The organism is Streptomyces sp. NPDC002853 (genome assembly GCF_053591915.1).
This window is the reverse complement of the sequence record NZ_JBSFUS010000006.1, coordinates 372,695-387,972: the sequence shown is the minus strand read 5'-3', so window position 1 is coordinate 387,972 and position 15,278 is coordinate 372,695. Positions and strand designations below refer to the sequence as shown.

Genomic DNA, 15,278 nt, shown 5'->3' with positions numbered 1-15,278 from the left:
CGGTGGCCACGGAGGTGGAATGGACGGACTTCTCGATGCGGGCAGCGCCCATCTCAACGACAGCCATCGGTCACACCTCCTGGATCACACTCAACCGGCACCGGCGGGCCAACAGACCGCCGGACGAACGGGACCAACCCTAGCCCCGGCCTCAGGCGGAGCGCCAACCTTTTTCGCTTCCGGCGGCGACGGGCCGCTCGGCCGCCGCCGTACGGGCCCCGCGCACGGTGGACTGCAGCGTGGGGGCGAGCGTCTTGCGCAGGTTGGTGCGCATCGTCGACGCGGCGTCGAGCACGTAGTTCTGCCGGACCTTCCAGGGGCCGCGGTCGCCCTGGCGGGGGAAGGCGTCGATGGAGCGCTGGACGTATCCCGACGCGAGGTCGAGCAGCGGGCGTTCGCCGAGTGTGCTCGTCGGCCTCGGTTCCACCGCCGCGTAGTCGTTGTCGCGCATGTGGTTGAGCACCTTGCAGACGAGGCGGGACGTGAGGTCGGCGCGCAGCGTCCAGGAGGCGTTGGTGTAGCCGATGCACACGGCGAAGTTCGGGACGCCCGTCATCATCGCGCCGCGCCACACGAACTGCTTGTTCAGTTCGACCGGCCGGCCGTCGACGCGCGGGGCGATGCCGCCGAAGGCGAGGAGTTGGAGCCCGGTGGCGGTCACGACGACGTCGGCCTCCAGGACGCGGCCGGACTTGAGCCGGATGCCCTCGGGGACGAAGCGGTCGATGTGGTCGGTGACGATCTCGGCCTCGCCCGTCCTCAGGACCTCGAAGAGATCGGCGTCCGGCACCGCGCACAGCCGCTGGTCCCACGGGTCGTACGACGGCGTGAGGTGGTCGGCGACCAGTTGGTCGTCCTTGACGATGCGCTTGTTGAGGCCGGTGAGCAGGCGTCGCGCGGCCTTGGGGCTGCGGCGGCAGAACTGGTAGAGGCCGATGGTGAAGAGGATGTTCTTCGTCCGCACGACCCGGTGGGCCACGCTCGCCGGCAGTACGGCGCGGACGCCGTCGGCCAGCCTGTCCCGCGAGGGCAGCGAGCCGATCCAGGTGGGGCTGCGCTGCAGCATGGTGACGTGGGCCGCGGCCTTGGCCATCGCGGGGACGAGGGTGACGGCGGTGGCGCCGCTGCCGATCACGACCACGCGCTTGCCGGCGTGGTCCAGGTCCTCGGGCCAGAACTGCGGGTGCACGACCGTGCCGGTGAAGGATTCGGCTCCCTCGAACTCGGGGGCGTGGCCCTGGTCGTAGTTGTAGTAGCCCGCGCAGGAGTACAGGAAGTCGCAGGTGACGGTGGTCAGGCTGCTGCTGCCGTGCTCGTCGGTGCGCTGCAGGGTCACCGTCCAGCGTGCCGTCGCGGTGGACCAGTCGGCGCCGACGACCTTGGTCCCGTAACGGATCCTGCGGTCGATGCCGAACTCCGCGGCCGTCTCCTTGATGTAGTTCAGGATGGACCGGCCGTCGGCGAGCACCTTCGAGTCGCGCCAGGGCTTGAAGGCGTAGCCGAGGGTGAACATGTCGGAGTCCGAGCGCACACCCGGGTACCGGAACAGGTCCCACGTCCCGCCCATGGACTGCCGCGCCTCGATGATCGCGTACGAACGCTCCGGGCATTCGGTCTGCAGCCGGTAGGCGGCGCCGACACCGGACAGTCCGGCGCCCACGATCACGACGTCGATGTGCTCGGCGGGGGCGCCGGTACCTGCGGTCCTTGACTCTGCGGTGTGCGTCATGCCCTCCAGTGTCCGGAAGCACACCCGGCAGGAATTGACCCGGGACGACAGATCTTTGACCCTGGACGACATGTCCGTGATCAGATCGGCGGGGCTGCGGGGTTTCCGCGCCACGGTGGCGGAGCTCGGGGGCGACGCCGAGGCGTACGCCCGGCAGGCGGGCTGCCCCACGGCCGCGCTGGACGCGGACGACCTCCTGGTGCCCGAGGAGGCGATGGCCACCGTACTGGAGCTGGCCGCCGCGGACCTCGGCTGCCCCGATCTCGGCCTGCGGATCGCGGCCCGGCAGGACTTGGGCATGCTCGGCGCCCTCGCTCTCGCCATCCAGAACTCCGCCACCCTCGGGGACGCCCTGGAATGCACCACGCGTTATCTGTTCGTCCACGCGCGCTCGCTGAGCCTGAGCCTGGAGCCCGATCCCTACGGGACTCCGGGGGTGGCCGCCCTGCGCTACGGCGTGCGCGAGGGCGTCGAGGCGCCACCGCAGGGCATCGACCTCTCCCTGGGTTTCATGCACCGGGCGATCCTCTACCTGGTCGGCCCGTACGGCCTCGGCTCCGTAGAGCTCCCCCATCCGCTGCTCGCCCCTTTGCCGGTGTACGAGGAGTTCTTCGGCGTACCGGTGAAGGCGGACCGCCCCGCGGCGCTGCTACGGGTCCCCTTGGCCCTGGCCGACCGGCCACTCGGCGGCGGCAACGCGCATCTGCGGCGCCTCGCACTCGCGTACCTGGACGAGCAACTCCTCAAAGAGGGGGCGGACGTCGTCGGCGGTGTCCGTGCGGTCGTGGCCAGATCGCTCGGCACGACGCCACCCGAGATCGGCACGGTGGCCCACCTGCTGAACGTCCACCCCCGGACACTCCAGCGAAGGCTGCGGGACGAGGACACGACGTTCGCGCGGATCATCGACGAGGAACGCCGCGGGGCCGCCCACCGCTACCTCACCACCACCGAACTCCCGCTGGGCCAGGTGGCGTTGCTCCTCGGCCTCTCCGAACAGTCGGCCCTGAACCGCTGCTGCCGGAGGTGGTGGGGGGTGACTCCGCGGGAGGTGCGGAGCACGTCTTGTGAAGCGGGCGCGTAGGCGCGGCCGTTGCCGACCCCTCATGCTGGCGGGGTGGGACTCAATCCGGCCGAAGCGGCGATCACCGGCATGACCCTGGGCGCCGTGGCCTCCTTCTCCGGCGCCTGGCTCACCCAGCACGCGACGGACCGGCGCGAGCGCGAGAACCGCGTGTGGTCACGGTGCATGGACGTCTACGAGGAGGCCATGATCGCCGTGCACCGGGTCGGCGCCCTGCGCGCGCAGTTGTCGGACACGGGCGACTGGCCGGACGGCACCGGTGCCGCGGTGAGCGACGTCCATGTCCTCGCGGCCCGGCTGGAGATCTACGCCACGACCCCGGTCCTCGACGCGCACTGGGCCGCCTTCCAGGCGATGCGCGCGTGGATCGAGGCGTGGCACACGTGGGACAACCAGGAGGGCACCAATCCCCGGGTGAGTCAGACGGACCCGCTGTGGCGTGAATTCACCGAACGCGTAAAGGAATCGGAGGATTCCGACCACCTGCTCCTGGGCATCCTGCGCGAAGAGGTGCACGGAACGAGGAAACGAAGAAGATCGTGGTGGAAGTGGCGCCCTTTTCGGCGCACGGATACGGAGGGACCACCTCGACCGGGGGCCTGAGAACGTTTCTTGTGCGGTAACTCCCGGTCCGGAACCGTTCGTGGCTACCATTGCATATTCACAGCGCAAGAGCAGCAAGCCGCCGTACAGGGCAGTTGCTCACTCCTGGGATCGGACGGGGGGACGAACCCATGACGCATCACGAGCCGCGCCACAAACACTTGATCCAGATATTCCGGAACAACGATCGCATCGGTTCCGGGGTGCGTCTCACCAGGCATTTCGCCTTGACTGCGGCGCACTGCCTGGGAGATGAGAAAGAGAAACGGATGCGCCCGGTCCACCTCCGGCTTCCGGACGGCAGGCGCCTGGAGGGCGAGGTCCAGCAATTCGATCTCCTTTCCGACATGGCTCTGGTGAAGATCCTTTTCCAGAAAGGCGAGAAGGTACCGCTCCCAGGAATCCACTTCGACGTCGCACGCGAAGGAGAAGCGTGGACCGCGGGCCGCAGGCCCTCGGGCAACGGCAGGCTGCGGGGAACCGTGAGCCACGTATCGGTCATCTATCAGAGCACGGGCGAGCAGGCCGTCAGCTGCCACCGGCTGCGGCACGACGGCTCCTGCGACGACGTAAGGAAGTTCGCCGGCAGCCCCGTCGACCGCGGTACACCCGATCCCGACCGGCCCACGGTCGTCCTCGGGCTCCTCGTCGCACGGCCCTCCGCCACGGACGCGGAGGAGGGCACGCTGTTCGCCGGCACGATCGACGAGGCGGTGCGCCGGTTCGACACGTTCAAGTTCCGCCCCGAACCACGACAGCCGCTGTCCGACTCCGAGCGCGTCTACGAGGTGCGCCAGGACCACGAAGCGGAAGCACTGGCCCGCAAGGACCGCACGGTGCCGGCCGGACTGGCCGCCGTGACCAGCTATGTGAACCTGCGCTGGCACCGGCCCCGGCCGTGACGATCATGCCGCACACCCATGGCGGCCCGTCTCCCGGAGGGGACATGACGACGATCGCGAACGTCAGCCAGGCGCTGGCGACTGCGGAGGACGCCCTCGAGGCGCACGGAACGGCCCGGTCCGACCTGAGGGAATCACTGGCGGGTTACGTGGATCGCCTCACCAACCCGGAAGCGCCCTACGCCCGCCTGCGCCCCCACGCCCGCCAGCACATCAACCTCGCACAGCTGCTCCTCGAACTCGACATGAGGGAACGCTCGCACGCTCTCGCCGCGGTGACCCTGCGCCACATGGAGCTGGCGGAAGCGGACCAGGAGCAGTTCCAGGCCGACACCTGGAACGAACTGGGCGCGCTGCTCGCGGAGCACGACGATCTCGACCGGGCCCGCATGGTCCTGAACTACGCCCTCAACCGAGCACAGCGAGCCGCAGCCCCCGAACTTGCCCGCATCCTGGCCAACTTGAGCGCCGTGAGCCTACGGGCCGGGCATCTGGAGGACGCCAAGGCGTGGGCGCACAAGGCGGTCACCGTCCTCGGCAAGTACTACGGAGGCGACCCGGAGGCACGACTGACCGCCGACTGGGTGCGGGTCGAAGTGGCATCGATCCGGCGGGACACCGCCGAACTTACGCGCACACTCGGCGACTTCACCGCATCGGTCGACTGGTTCACGAGTTTCAAGGACGACGACGACCCGAAGGCCGTAGCGGCCCGCTCGGCCCTGGCCCAGGCGAGGTTCCAGGCCGCCAAGGCGGTCCAGGACGAGGAGCGGATCGAGGCGGAACTGGGTCAGTTGGAGATCGCCCACCTCCGCGCCTCCGCGCTCCTCGGCGCGGATCACCAGGAGACGCTGGTCGCCCAGGCGGCGCTCGCGACCGCGGAGTTCGACGCGGCGGACGGCACGGCATTCTGCGCGTCGCGCAGGCACCAGGCCGTTTCCTTGCTCGATTCGGCCACCACGAGGGCCGCACGGACCCTGGGCCGCGACCATTCCCAGACGCTCGCCCTGCGCGAGGCGCTCGCGGACATGCGGGGTGCCACGGCGCCCTCGGATGAACTCCCTTATCTCATCGAGCATGTGTACACACCGCAGGAGAACAGTGCGCGCAACAAGGCGAAGGGCGACGCCCTGCGGCACGAGCGCAATGTGATCAGGCTGGTCGCGCACGCGGGCGCGTCATTCTTCCTGAAGGATCTGAAGCTTTTCCATCCGCAGGTGATCCACGCCCTGAATCAGGGCAGTTACTTCTACGCCATCATCAGCAGCCCTTGGAACAACCTCGCCATCTTCACCAAGCACGACGCGACGGCGGAGCGCCCCAACTCCCACAACATCGTGGACATCATCGCGGCGAGTGACTACTACTCGAAGACTTTCCTGCACGTCATAGAGGCCTACCGCACGCTTCGCGAGACCTATCACGACCGCATCGAGTTACGGCTCACCCATATCGACATCCCCGGCTCGACCTTGCTCACCACGGACCGCGGGTTCTTCGAGCCCTACATCACCTCCAACCCGGAACGCAGGACCCGCCGCAAACTCAATGTTCTTGAGGTGGAGTTCCACAAGGACAGCAGGTACTACTCCGACAGTCGGGCGGAGTTCGACATCCAGTGGGAACTCGCCAGCACACTCGACCAGTTCGAGGCGAGCGAGGAACAACACAAGAGGGCGCTACGGGACGCGGTGCGCGCCCAGTCGGACGACCGGTTCAAGGGAGATGGAGAGCCCCGTCCCTGACGCTGCGGAGGACCCCCGCCGATCCCACGAACAGCGCGTCGGGCAACTCGTCCAGGTGCCAGAACTCCCAGCGCAGGCACCGCTCGGGCTCCAGAACCCGCGGCTCTCCGGTGAAGTCGAGGATCTCCACGCCGACCTGCATGTGGTGATTGGCCGCCGGGTCGGGATCGGTGACGCAGGCGACGCGCGTGCCGACCGCGCGCAGGCCCGTCTCCTCCGCCAGTTCCCGGCAGGCGGCGCCGGCCAGGGACTCCCCCACCTCGAGGTGTCCGCCGGGCAGCCCCCAGGTGCCGTCGCCGAAGGTGTTGGCCCGCAGACCGAGCAGCACGTGACCGCCCTCGCGGACGATCGCCTGGACCCCTACGCGTACCTGTGTCGTCATCGCGGGCTCCTCATGTGTCCGGGTAGGTGCCGGTGAAATTCTCGATGTTGCGCGTTCCCTCGACCGGCGGGGGCAGCTCACCGAAGCTCTCCGCGAGCCTCTCGAAGAAGTTCCCGATCCTGCGCTCCCCACCCTCGTCGACGACGACGACCTCGCAGTCCGGGTCGATGAAGAAGTAGCTGCCGGTGCGGGTTCTGTTCCGGTAGACCCTCAGCGTGACGCCGCGCTTCTCGGCCGCGATCTCGCACCGGTGCACGACGTCCTCGAACTCGTCGTCCCCGATGGCGAGCCAATCCCTGTTGTCCGCACCGTAGTTGGTCTCTGACATCTGGTAGAGCTTCCAGACGTCGGGCCTGCAGGCGTCGTCGATGAGGTTCAGAACGTCGGGCGCGCCCCGCACGTTCAACCGTGTGACGACCGTGCCGAGCTTCACCTTGACGTGCCGGTGGTTCTTGCGCACCTCTCCGAGCAGCGCCAGCATCTTGTCGCGGTGTGGCGCGACGCCGGTACGCATCGCCCGATGCTCGTCCGCGTCGGCGGACTCCAGGGGCAGCGCGATCCAGGAGAGGCTGGGCAGGATGCGTTCCATTGTGCGCATCGGAGCCAGCCCGTTGGTGCTCAGCACGACTCGCGGTGCGCTGCCGTCCTCGCCGGGCTCACGCAGTGCGGCCGCGAGCTCGTCGAGATAGGAGAGCAGAGTCGGCTCACCGCCGGAGATGACGACGCCGCGCACACCCCGGTCCTTCAGAGCTGCCGCGACCTTGAGCGCGACGCCCCGGGACATGGAGGGGACCTCGTGCCTCGGCCCGAAGCAGAAAGGGCAACTGAGATTGCACTTTCCGATGGGCCGCATGTCGACGAAGGCGGGGATGAGCATGGGGGGACTTTAGAGCAAAGAGGGCTCTGGTGAGCCGCCGTTGGCCGGGGCGGCGCGCTCGAACTCGTATCGGGGCGCGTACGCAAACGCACCTCGGGGCGGAAGGGTCGATTCCGGCCAGATCCTGGCGCCGAACAGGCAGCTATCTGGCTTGTCTTGTCGTGGACCAAATAGATGCCCCAGGCATCCAATGGGAGAGGTAAGAGGAGCCCCTCCGCTTGTGAGGTCAGTCCATGACGGAATCAGTCGCCTCCGAAACGATCGCCTCTGAAACGATCGCGCCCGAACCGACCCCCGCCCCCGAACCCAACGACTCCGCCCCCATCACCCCCGCCCCCATCCCCTTCCCCCAGAACCGCACCTGCCCCTACCACCCCCCGGAGTCGTACGCCCCGCTCCGCGAGGCCCGGCCGCTCTCCCGCGTGCGCCTCTTCGACGGGCGTTCCGTCTGGGTGGTCACCGGGCAGGGGGCCGCGCGTGACCTGCTCGTCGATCCGCGGCTGTCCACCGATCGTGAGAACGAGGCGTTCCCCGCCCCCACCGAACGCTTCGCGAACGTACGCAACCGCCGTGTCGCCCTGCTCGGCGTCGATGACCCCGTGCACAACACCCAGCGCCGCATGCTCATCCCCAGCTTCTCGGTCAAGCGGATCGCCGCGCTGCGGCCCCGCATCCAGGAGACCGTCGACGGGCTCCTCGACGCCATGGAGGCGCAGGGGCCACCCGCCGAGCTGGTCGGCGCGTTCGCTCTGCCGGTGCCGTCCATGGTGATCTGCGCGCTGCTCGGCGTGCCCTACGCCGACCACGAGTTCTTCGAGGAGCAGTCGAGGCGCCTGCTGCGCGGCCCTCTCGCCGAGGACACCGAGCGCGCCCGTGATGAACTCGACGCCTACTTCTACGCGTTGATCGAACGCAAGCGGCGTGAACCGGGCGATGGGCTGCTCGACGAACTCATCCACCGGCAGCTCGCCGAGGGTGCGCTCGACCCCGAGGAGCTCGTCGGCCTGGCGACGATCCTGCTGGTCGCAGGGCACGAGACCACGGCGAACATGATCTCCCTGGGGACCTTCACCCTCCTCCAGCACCCCGGGCAACTCGCCGAACTGCGCGCCGACGGCACCCTGATGCCGGCCGCCGTCGAGGAGTTGCTGCGCTTCCTGTCCATCGCGGACGGACTGCTGCGGGTGGCCAAGGAGGACATCGACATCGCCGGCAGCAGCATCCGCTCGGGCGACGGCGTCATCTTCTCCACCTCCCTCATCAACCGCGACGCCGCGGCCCACGCGTCCCCGGAGGAACTGGACTTCCACCGCGCCGACCGCCACCACCTCGCCTTCGGCTTCGGCATCCACCAGTGCCTCGGCCAGAACCTCGCCCGAGCCGAGATCGACATCGCCCTGCGGACGCTCTTCGCGCGGATGCCGGGGCTTCGCCTCGCGGTGCCCGCACGGGAGATCCCGTTCAAGCCCGGCGACACCATTCAGGGGATGCTCGAACTCCCCGTCACCTGGTAGGAGTTGAGATGAGCGTGCGCGTAACGGTGGACACCGAGCGGTGCGTGGGCGCGGGGATGTGCGCGCTCACCGCTCCGAGCGTCTTCACCCAGGACGACGACGGCTTCAGCGAGGTGCTCCCCGGCCGTGAGGACGGCGGCGGCGATCCCCTCGTACGTGAGGCCGTGCGGGCCTGCCCGGTGCGGGCCGTCGCCTTCGAGGACTGACCCGCGACACCCGACAGGTGGGCAGGCGGCCGTCAGCCTCCCAGCCGCACCGTGAAGCTGCGGCCGTACGCATGGTGCGTGTCCACGTCGATCCGGGTGCCGCCATGGGCCCGGCTCACGCGCACCCCCTCGTCGGCCGCCACCTGCCGCAACGTTTTTCCCCGGACCAGCACGCTGATTCTGTCGCGGTCCATCGTCGGATCGGACACCGCCACGGAGGTCGTGCCGCGCCGCTCGCGCTTCACGAGCACCGATGCGGGGCCGTCGATCCGCAGCCCGGCGGCCTCGTGGCGCCCCGACGTGAAACTGTTCGCGGCGGTCAGGCCGAGGCCCGTGTGGCTGACGGCCTGCAGCCGCACAGTGTTCGCGAGGACCTTCAGCGGCCGACCCGAGCGGTAGGAGCGCAGCGCGGCCTCCCCCGCGTTCGGCACCAGCGCGTAGGCCAGCGAGGCAGGCGCGGCCCCGGCCGCTCCGTCCACCGTCACGCCGAGGACCGTGCGCGTCACGGCGGTGTCCGGGTTGGCGGTGCGTACGACCCGGCGGCTTCGGGTGACCTCGTCCAGGGTGACGCGCACCTTCGGGGTGTCCAGGAAGAGGTAGCCGACGGAGGTGTGGCGCGTGGCGTTGGCGTACCGCAGCCACCGGAGGTCAACTGTGCCCGCCCCGGCCCACGCACGGCCGTCACGCAACTGTCCCGTCAGGGAGACCTCGTCGTCCGGCGCCGCGGTCCTGGCGTCGATCGTGGTCGTCACGGCCCGCCCCGCGCGGTCGCCCACCCCGGCCGCGAGCACCACGATCTCCTCGTCGAGCAGGAACCACGACTTCGTCGCCGTGGCGTTGCGGTACACGACGAAGTCGTCCGGCAGCAACTCCCGCTCCTGGAAGGCGACATCGCTCGACTGCACCGCCCCCGCCGCGCCGTACGCCCCGAGGACGGCGCCCCCGGAGTGCTGGTTGGTGCCGCGCGGGAAGTAGACGTACTTGTTCTGCGACTCGGACGAGGAGGTGAAGTTCAGGGGGTGGCCCGGGTTGTCGTAGTACGGCTTTCCGTAGAGGTCGGGGACCGTGCGCCGCTGCTCGACGGGCGCGGTGACCCCCGCGAGGCCGTACGGAGAGACCGTGGTGAAGTAGTCGACCCCGTACGCCTGCGTCTGGTCCTGCCCGGAGAGGTAGAGGTAGTACGCCCCGTCGCCCTGGAACCACGGCATGAGGTTCTCGCCGCTCATGTACTCGTACTTGCTGATCCGGTCGGAGTTGCGGGCGAGCGCGAACGCGTAGCCCGGTCTGCGGTGGACGTTCTTGTCCATGGCGTTGAAGGCGACGCTCCGGGAGGCGGGGTTGAGGTCCGCGGCGGGCAGCGAGGTGTCGCCGATGATGTCGGTGTAGCGCACGATGCTGACGGGCGAGACGAATGCCGCGGGGTTGAGCGCGGCGCGCGAGGTGGCGCGGATGTGCTTCACGTAGCTCTTCAGGGCGGTTGCGTCGGCACCGGTGGAGAGGGAGGAGAGGTCGACGACGGCCTCCACTACCACCGCGACGTCGACGTAGCCGCCGTCCGGCCGCGACACGGCGCGCCCCTTCACGATCTCCATCATCCAGCCCTCGAAGATGAGCGGCGCGAAGCCGTCGCGCACCCATCTCCGTACGGTCGGCACCAGCTCCTCGCCGTGCGCGAAACCCGTGCCGTCGAGGATCTTGAGGGTCTGCACGACGCGCGTGAGCAGGGCCTTCCCGTACGAGCCCGTGTACGCGACGGAGGCGTGCTGTATGAACGAACCGTCGGCGTAATGGCCGTCCGTCACCCCGTGGACGAGGTGGTAGGGGTCGACGGTGACGAAGACCGTCAGCTGGTCCACGAGGGCCTTGCGGATGCGGGCTTCACCACTCGCGCCCAGGAGCGCGCCCTGCAGGATCCGGTTGGTGGTGATGTCGGCGAGGTTGGCACCGGTGTGGAACCGCGAGTCGAGGTTCACGTCGCCGTCGGTGCCGTTGCGCAGATAGGCGTCCATCGAAGCCACGTAGGTGCCGATGAGCTCGGGCCGGTGGGTCCGGACCTCGTCGACGAGGAGTACGAGGGTCTTGCTGACGTGCTGGGAGATGCCGATCTCCCAGTTGAACCAGTTGCCGTAGTAGCCCTTGGCCTGGTCCCCGTAGTGGTGCTCGTGCAGCCACACGAGGCCGTCGATGACGCGGCGCTGCACGGCGGTGTTGCCGTAGAGGTCCGAGGGGGCGGTGGGGTTCGGGGCGCGGGTGGCGAGGGCGATCTCGTACAGACGCCTGTAGGCCGTGTTGAGATGGGCGTCGTCGGTGCCGAGCGGCAGACCGGCGAAGAGCTCGCCCTCGCCCGCGTCGTCCATCGCCTTCAGGTTCGTCCGCGCGGTCCTGTCGATCGCGGTGAGCTTGGCGGCGGTCTCGGGGCGCGCGTTGGACTCGGCGGTCCCGGCGAAGACGTCCACGGTGTTGGCCAGCAGTCGGGCGCTGTCCGCCGGGGCCTCGGCGGCGCTCGCCGGAAGCATGGGGATCACCGCCAGGAGACCGGCGGCCGAGAGGGCGGACAGCAGGCGTCTGCGGGTGATCTCCATGGCGTCCTCCGCCGGTACGTTGGCGTTATGGGGGATCTGGCGTGCTGGCGGGCGGAGTCAAGCAGATGACCCGACCGGCGACAAGGGTGTTGCCGCTCCGCGCCGCTACGCCGAGTGACCACTCACCGGATAGGCTCAGTACATGCCGTCCGAGCAGCACGCCCCAGCGGACTACGCCGTCGTCGCCATCGCGTCATCGGCCGGTGGCGTCCAGGCTCTGACCAGCCTTCTCTCGGAGTTCGACGCCGGACTGCCGGTGCCGCTGCTCGTGGTCCAGCATCTCGATCCCCGGCACCGCACGGTCCTGCCGGAAGTGCTCGCCCGGCGTACGGAGCTCGCCATCAGGCTCGCCGAGGACCAGGACCGCATCGTGCCGGGGACCGTCTACCTGGCGCCGCCCAACCGACACCTCCTGGTGAAGCCGAGCGGCACGATCGCCCTGTCGGACAGCGATGTCGTGCACTTCGTCCGCCCCTCCGCCGATGTCCTCTTCGAGTCGGTGGCCGAGACCTACGGACCGCGGGCGATCGCGTGCGTCCTCACCGGCACCGGCGTGGACGGCGCGAGAGGCGTGACCGCGATCAAGGCCCACGGCGGCATCGTGCTGGTCGAGGACCCGAAGACCGCCCAGTTCACGGGCATGCCCACGGCAGCGGTGAACTCGGGGGCCGCCGACCAGGTACTCCGCCTGGAAGAAATCGCCGCGGTCCTCCGCGGACTCGTCGAGAGCAAGAGGCAGTGATGAGCAAGCCGTCCGGACCCGCAGACGGGCCCGAGAAGAGCACCGGTGAGGACCAGGCGCCGGAGCCCACGACGGAGCAGACACCGCGGTCCGCGACGGAGCAGGCGCCCGAGCAGTCACCCGCGAGGAGGCTCGGACGTGCCGGCGACACGGTCGACCAAGGGCTCGAGGATCTGCTCGCCTTCATCCGCGACGCCCGCGGCTTCGACTTCACCGGCTACAAGCGGTCCACCCTCGGCCGCCGCATCCGCAAGCGCATGAGCGACGTCGGCGCGCAGGGATACGCGGACTACCGCGACCTCCTGGAGACCGACACCGTCGAGTTCCGCGCCCTGTTCAACACGATCCTGATCAACGTCACCTCGGTGTTCCGCGACCCCGACGCCTGGGACCTCGTCGAGCGCGAGGTGCTGCCCCAACTCCTCACGGAGGCGGGCCCCGAGGGCGAGATCCGGGTGTGGAGCGCGGGCTGCTCCAGCGGCGAGGAAGCGTACTCGCTGGCGATCATGTTCGCGGAGGCCCTCGGTGTCGAGGAGAGCCTGAACCGCGTGAAGATCTACGCGACGGACGTGGACGAGGAGGCCCTGCGCGACGCCCGCGCCGGCCGCTACCCCGCGAAGAACCTCGAAACGCTCTCCACCGATCTGCGCGACAAGTACTTCGAGCGGCACGACACCCACTACGTCTTCCGTCCCGACCTGCGGCGCCGGGTCATCTTCGGCCGGCACGACATCACCCGGGACGCCCCGATCTCCCGCCTCGATCTGCTCGTCTGCCGCAACACGCTGATGTACTTCAACGTCGAGGCGCAGACGCAGATCGTCGACCGCTTCCACTTCGCGCTGCGCGAGGGCGGCTATCTCTTCCTCGGCAAGGCCGAGATGCTCCTGAGCGACAGTGACCGCTTCGAGGCGATCAACATCCGCCAGCGGGTGTTCCGTCGCCAGCCCGGCACCACCGTCCCGCCCTACCCCGCGGTCCCCCTGAAGATGAGGCCGAGTGACGGCGCCGAGACGCATGCGCTCACCCGGACCCGTCATCTGCGGGACCTGATCCTCGACGCCTCGCAGGGCGCTTGCGTCGCGCTCGACCAGGACGGCCTCGTGGTGATGATCAACAACGAGGCCCGTGCCCAGTTCGGCCTCTCGGTGCACGACGTGGGCCGTCCCTTCCAGGACCTCGAGCTCTCCTACCGGCCCACCGAACTGCGCTCGCTGATCGACCAGTCCAACTACGAGCGCAGGCCGCTGCGGGTGAACGCCGCCGAGCGGCGCGTGGGCAACGAAGTGCAGTACTTCGACATCGTCGTCCAGCCGATCACCGGCAGCCATGGCGTCCCGGTCGCCACCAACGTCATGTTCACCGACGTCACGGTGGCCACGCAGCTGAAGGCCGAAGTCAAGCGGGTGCGCGAGGACCTGGAGACGGCCTACGAGGAACTCCAGTCCACGAACGAGGAGTTGGAGACCACCAACGAGGAACTGCAGTCGAGCATCGAGGAGCTGGAGACCACCAACGAAGAGCTTCAGTCCACCAACGAGGAGCTGGAGACCACCAACGAGGAACTCCAGTCGGGCAACGAAGAGCTCGAGACCATGAACGACGAACTGCGGCTGCGTTCCACGGACCTGGACGAGGCCCGGGCCTTCCTGGAAGGCGTGGTGAGCAGTATCGCGGCGGGTGTGGTGGTCCTCTCCGCCGACATGCGCACCCGGAGCTGGAACCGCGGTGCGGTGGAGCTGTGGGGACTGCGCGCGGACGAGGTGCTCGGCAAGAACTTCTTCTCCCTCGACTTCGGGCTGCCCACCGACAAACTGCGTGAACTCATCCCGGAGTGCGTCGCGTCGGGAAAGCGGTCGGGCCCCGTGGTGATTCCCGCCGTGAACCGCATCGGCCGGCACATCGACTGTTCCGTCATCTGCTCTCCCTTTGACGCGCACAGCGGAGGTGTCGTCCTTCTGATGGAAGACATCGAGGCAGGACGCGGCAAGTAACCCCGCGAGCCGTATTCTGGTGGACATGAGCGCCATGGAAGGCAGTTCGCGAGAAGTGGGCGACCAGGGCGACATCGCCTGGGGGCGAGCCGTCCGAGCGAGGGAACGCGCGGCCCGGGAGTCAGCGAGAGCCGAGCGATACGACCGTCTGCACGCGGAGAGCGGCGTGCCGCTCAACGCGGAGATGGCCGAGCGGCACCACGCGGCGGTCGAGAGGCACCTCACCACCGCCCTGCTCCAGGAGAGTTACGCACGCAAGATGTGGGCGTGGGCGGCGAAGCGTCCGGCGCCCCGGCCCCCACCCCAGGACGAGCACCGCCCTTTGTTCATGGCCGGGGTCGCCGAGGCGTGCGGGACGCGCAGTGCGGCGCTCACCCTCGTCGGGGAGGACCTGGGGCAGCTCGCCGTCGCCGCGTCCGACGGTCGCGCACGCGGCGCCCAGGATCTGGAGTTCGTCCTGAACTCGGGGCCCGGGCTCGACGCCGCGGGGAGCCGCCGCACCGTGTTCGCGTCGGGCGCCGGCCTCGAGCGGCGCTGGCCGGGGTACGGGGCGGGCCTCGCCGCACTCGGCCTGAGTACGGTCGCCGCGCTGCCGCTGAAGTCCTCCGGCAACTGCGTCGGGGCGCTCATCCTCTTCGATCCCGCGTCGCCACCGGCCCGGTCGGACACCGTCCACACAGTCGCCCGCGCCCTCCTGAACGGCGTACTGCTCGGCCCCGACGGAGACCTCGATCTGTACGGCGGCGCGGATATCCGGGCGGTGGTCCACCAGGCCGCGGGCGCGCTGTCCGCGCAGGCCGGCAGATCCCTCCCGGATTCCCTCGCGCTCATAAAGGCCCGTGCGTTCGCGTACGGGGAGTCTCCCGAAGCGGTCGCCCGGCGTTTCCTGTCCGGGACGATGGAGCTCTAGCGGCCCAC

The 15,278-nt window shown here is 69.2% G+C and carries 13 protein-coding genes; 9 read left to right on the top strand and 4 right to left on the bottom strand.

Annotated elements, in window-relative coordinates:
• Positions 1 to 151 precede the first annotated feature (151 nt).
• On the bottom strand, positions 152 to 1,729 hold the full coding sequence (locus ACWD02_RS18870; protein ID WP_451211617.1) for a flavin-containing monooxygenase: 1,578 nt from the start codon (positions 1,727 to 1,729) through the stop codon (positions 152 to 154).
• 70 nt (positions 1,730 to 1,799) lie between these two features.
• On the opposite strand from ACWD02_RS18870, the gene ACWD02_RS18865 reads away from it, so the two are divergent.
• The 4 genes from ACWD02_RS18865 (at position 1,800) to ACWD02_RS18850 (ending at position 6,063) form a co-directional block, all read left to right on the top strand.
• Positions 1,800 to 2,813, top strand: coding sequence for an AraC family transcriptional regulator (locus tag ACWD02_RS18865; RefSeq protein WP_451211614.1), 1,014 nt, complete (start codon positions 1,800 to 1,802; stop codon positions 2,811 to 2,813).
• A 33-nt stretch (positions 2,814 to 2,846) separates the two neighbouring features.
• Positions 2,847 to 3,416: a hypothetical protein gene (locus ACWD02_RS18860; RefSeq protein WP_451211611.1), complete on the top strand. Its 570-nt coding sequence runs from the start codon at positions 2,847 to 2,849 to the stop codon at positions 3,414 to 3,416.
• Positions 3,417 to 3,547: 131 nt separating this feature from the next.
• Positions 3,548 to 4,318, top strand: a complete 771-nt coding sequence (locus ACWD02_RS18855) for a S1 family peptidase (protein WP_451211609.1) — start codon at positions 3,548 to 3,550, stop codon at positions 4,316 to 4,318.
• Between the two features lie 44 nt (positions 4,319 to 4,362).
• Positions 4,363 to 6,063: a hypothetical protein gene (locus ACWD02_RS18850; protein WP_451211606.1), complete on the top strand. Its 1,701-nt coding sequence runs from the start codon at positions 4,363 to 4,365 to the stop codon at positions 6,061 to 6,063.
• Here ACWD02_RS18850 and ACWD02_RS18845 read toward each other — a convergent pair.
• A complete protein-coding gene (locus ACWD02_RS18845) occupies positions 6,035 to 6,445 on the bottom strand; it encodes a nucleotide triphosphate diphosphatase NUDT15 (protein WP_451211604.1) in 411 nt (136 codons plus the stop codon). The two genes, ACWD02_RS18850 and ACWD02_RS18845, sit on opposite strands and share 29 nt — an antisense overlap.
• Before the next feature lie 10 nt (positions 6,446 to 6,455).
• Positions 6,456 to 7,322 carry a radical SAM protein gene (locus ACWD02_RS18840; RefSeq protein WP_451211601.1) on the bottom strand — a complete coding sequence of 289 codons (867 nt, stop codon included), beginning with the start codon at positions 7,320 to 7,322 and terminating at the stop codon, positions 6,456 to 6,458.
• 233 nt (positions 7,323 to 7,555) lie between these two features.
• On the opposite strand from ACWD02_RS18840, the gene ACWD02_RS18835 reads away from it, so the two are divergent.
• The gene (locus ACWD02_RS18835; RefSeq protein WP_451211598.1) at positions 7,556 to 8,836 is read left to right on the top strand and encodes a cytochrome P450; all 1,281 of its coding nucleotides are present in this window, start codon (positions 7,556 to 7,558) and stop codon (positions 8,834 to 8,836) included.
• A gap of 8 nt (positions 8,837 to 8,844) precedes the next feature.
• On the top strand, positions 8,845 to 9,042 hold the full coding sequence (locus ACWD02_RS18830) for a ferredoxin (protein ID WP_451211595.1): 198 nt from the start codon (positions 8,845 to 8,847) through the stop codon (positions 9,040 to 9,042).
• 32 nt (positions 9,043 to 9,074) lie between these two features.
• Here the strand turns inward: ACWD02_RS18830 and ACWD02_RS18825 are convergent, their stop codons facing one another.
• The gene (locus tag ACWD02_RS18825; RefSeq protein ID WP_451211592.1) at positions 9,075 to 11,624 is read right to left on the bottom strand and encodes a polysaccharide lyase family 8 super-sandwich domain-containing protein; all 2,550 of its coding nucleotides are present in this window, start codon (positions 11,622 to 11,624) and stop codon (positions 9,075 to 9,077) included.
• Positions 11,625 to 11,766: 142 nt separating this feature from the next.
• Between ACWD02_RS18825 and ACWD02_RS18820 the strand changes: the two genes are divergently transcribed.
• The 3 genes from ACWD02_RS18820 to ACWD02_RS18810 are packed head-to-tail and all read left to right on the top strand — an operon-like array spanning position 11,767 to position 15,270.
• Positions 11,767 to 12,366 carry a chemotaxis protein CheB gene (locus tag ACWD02_RS18820; protein ID WP_451211589.1) on the top strand — a complete coding sequence of 200 codons (600 nt, stop codon included), beginning with the start codon at positions 11,767 to 11,769 and terminating at the stop codon, positions 12,364 to 12,366.
• The gene (locus ACWD02_RS18815) at positions 12,366 to 14,360 is read left to right on the top strand and encodes a CheR family methyltransferase (RefSeq protein ID WP_451211586.1); all 1,995 of its coding nucleotides are present in this window, start codon (positions 12,366 to 12,368) and stop codon (positions 14,358 to 14,360) included. Before ACWD02_RS18820 ends, ACWD02_RS18815 begins: the two co-directional genes overlap by 1 nt.
• A gap of 25 nt (positions 14,361 to 14,385) precedes the next feature.
• Positions 14,386 to 15,270: a GAF domain-containing protein gene (locus ACWD02_RS18810; protein WP_451211583.1), complete on the top strand. Its 885-nt coding sequence runs from the start codon at positions 14,386 to 14,388 to the stop codon at positions 15,268 to 15,270.
• The last annotated feature ends 8 nt before the right edge of the window (positions 15,271 to 15,278 follow it).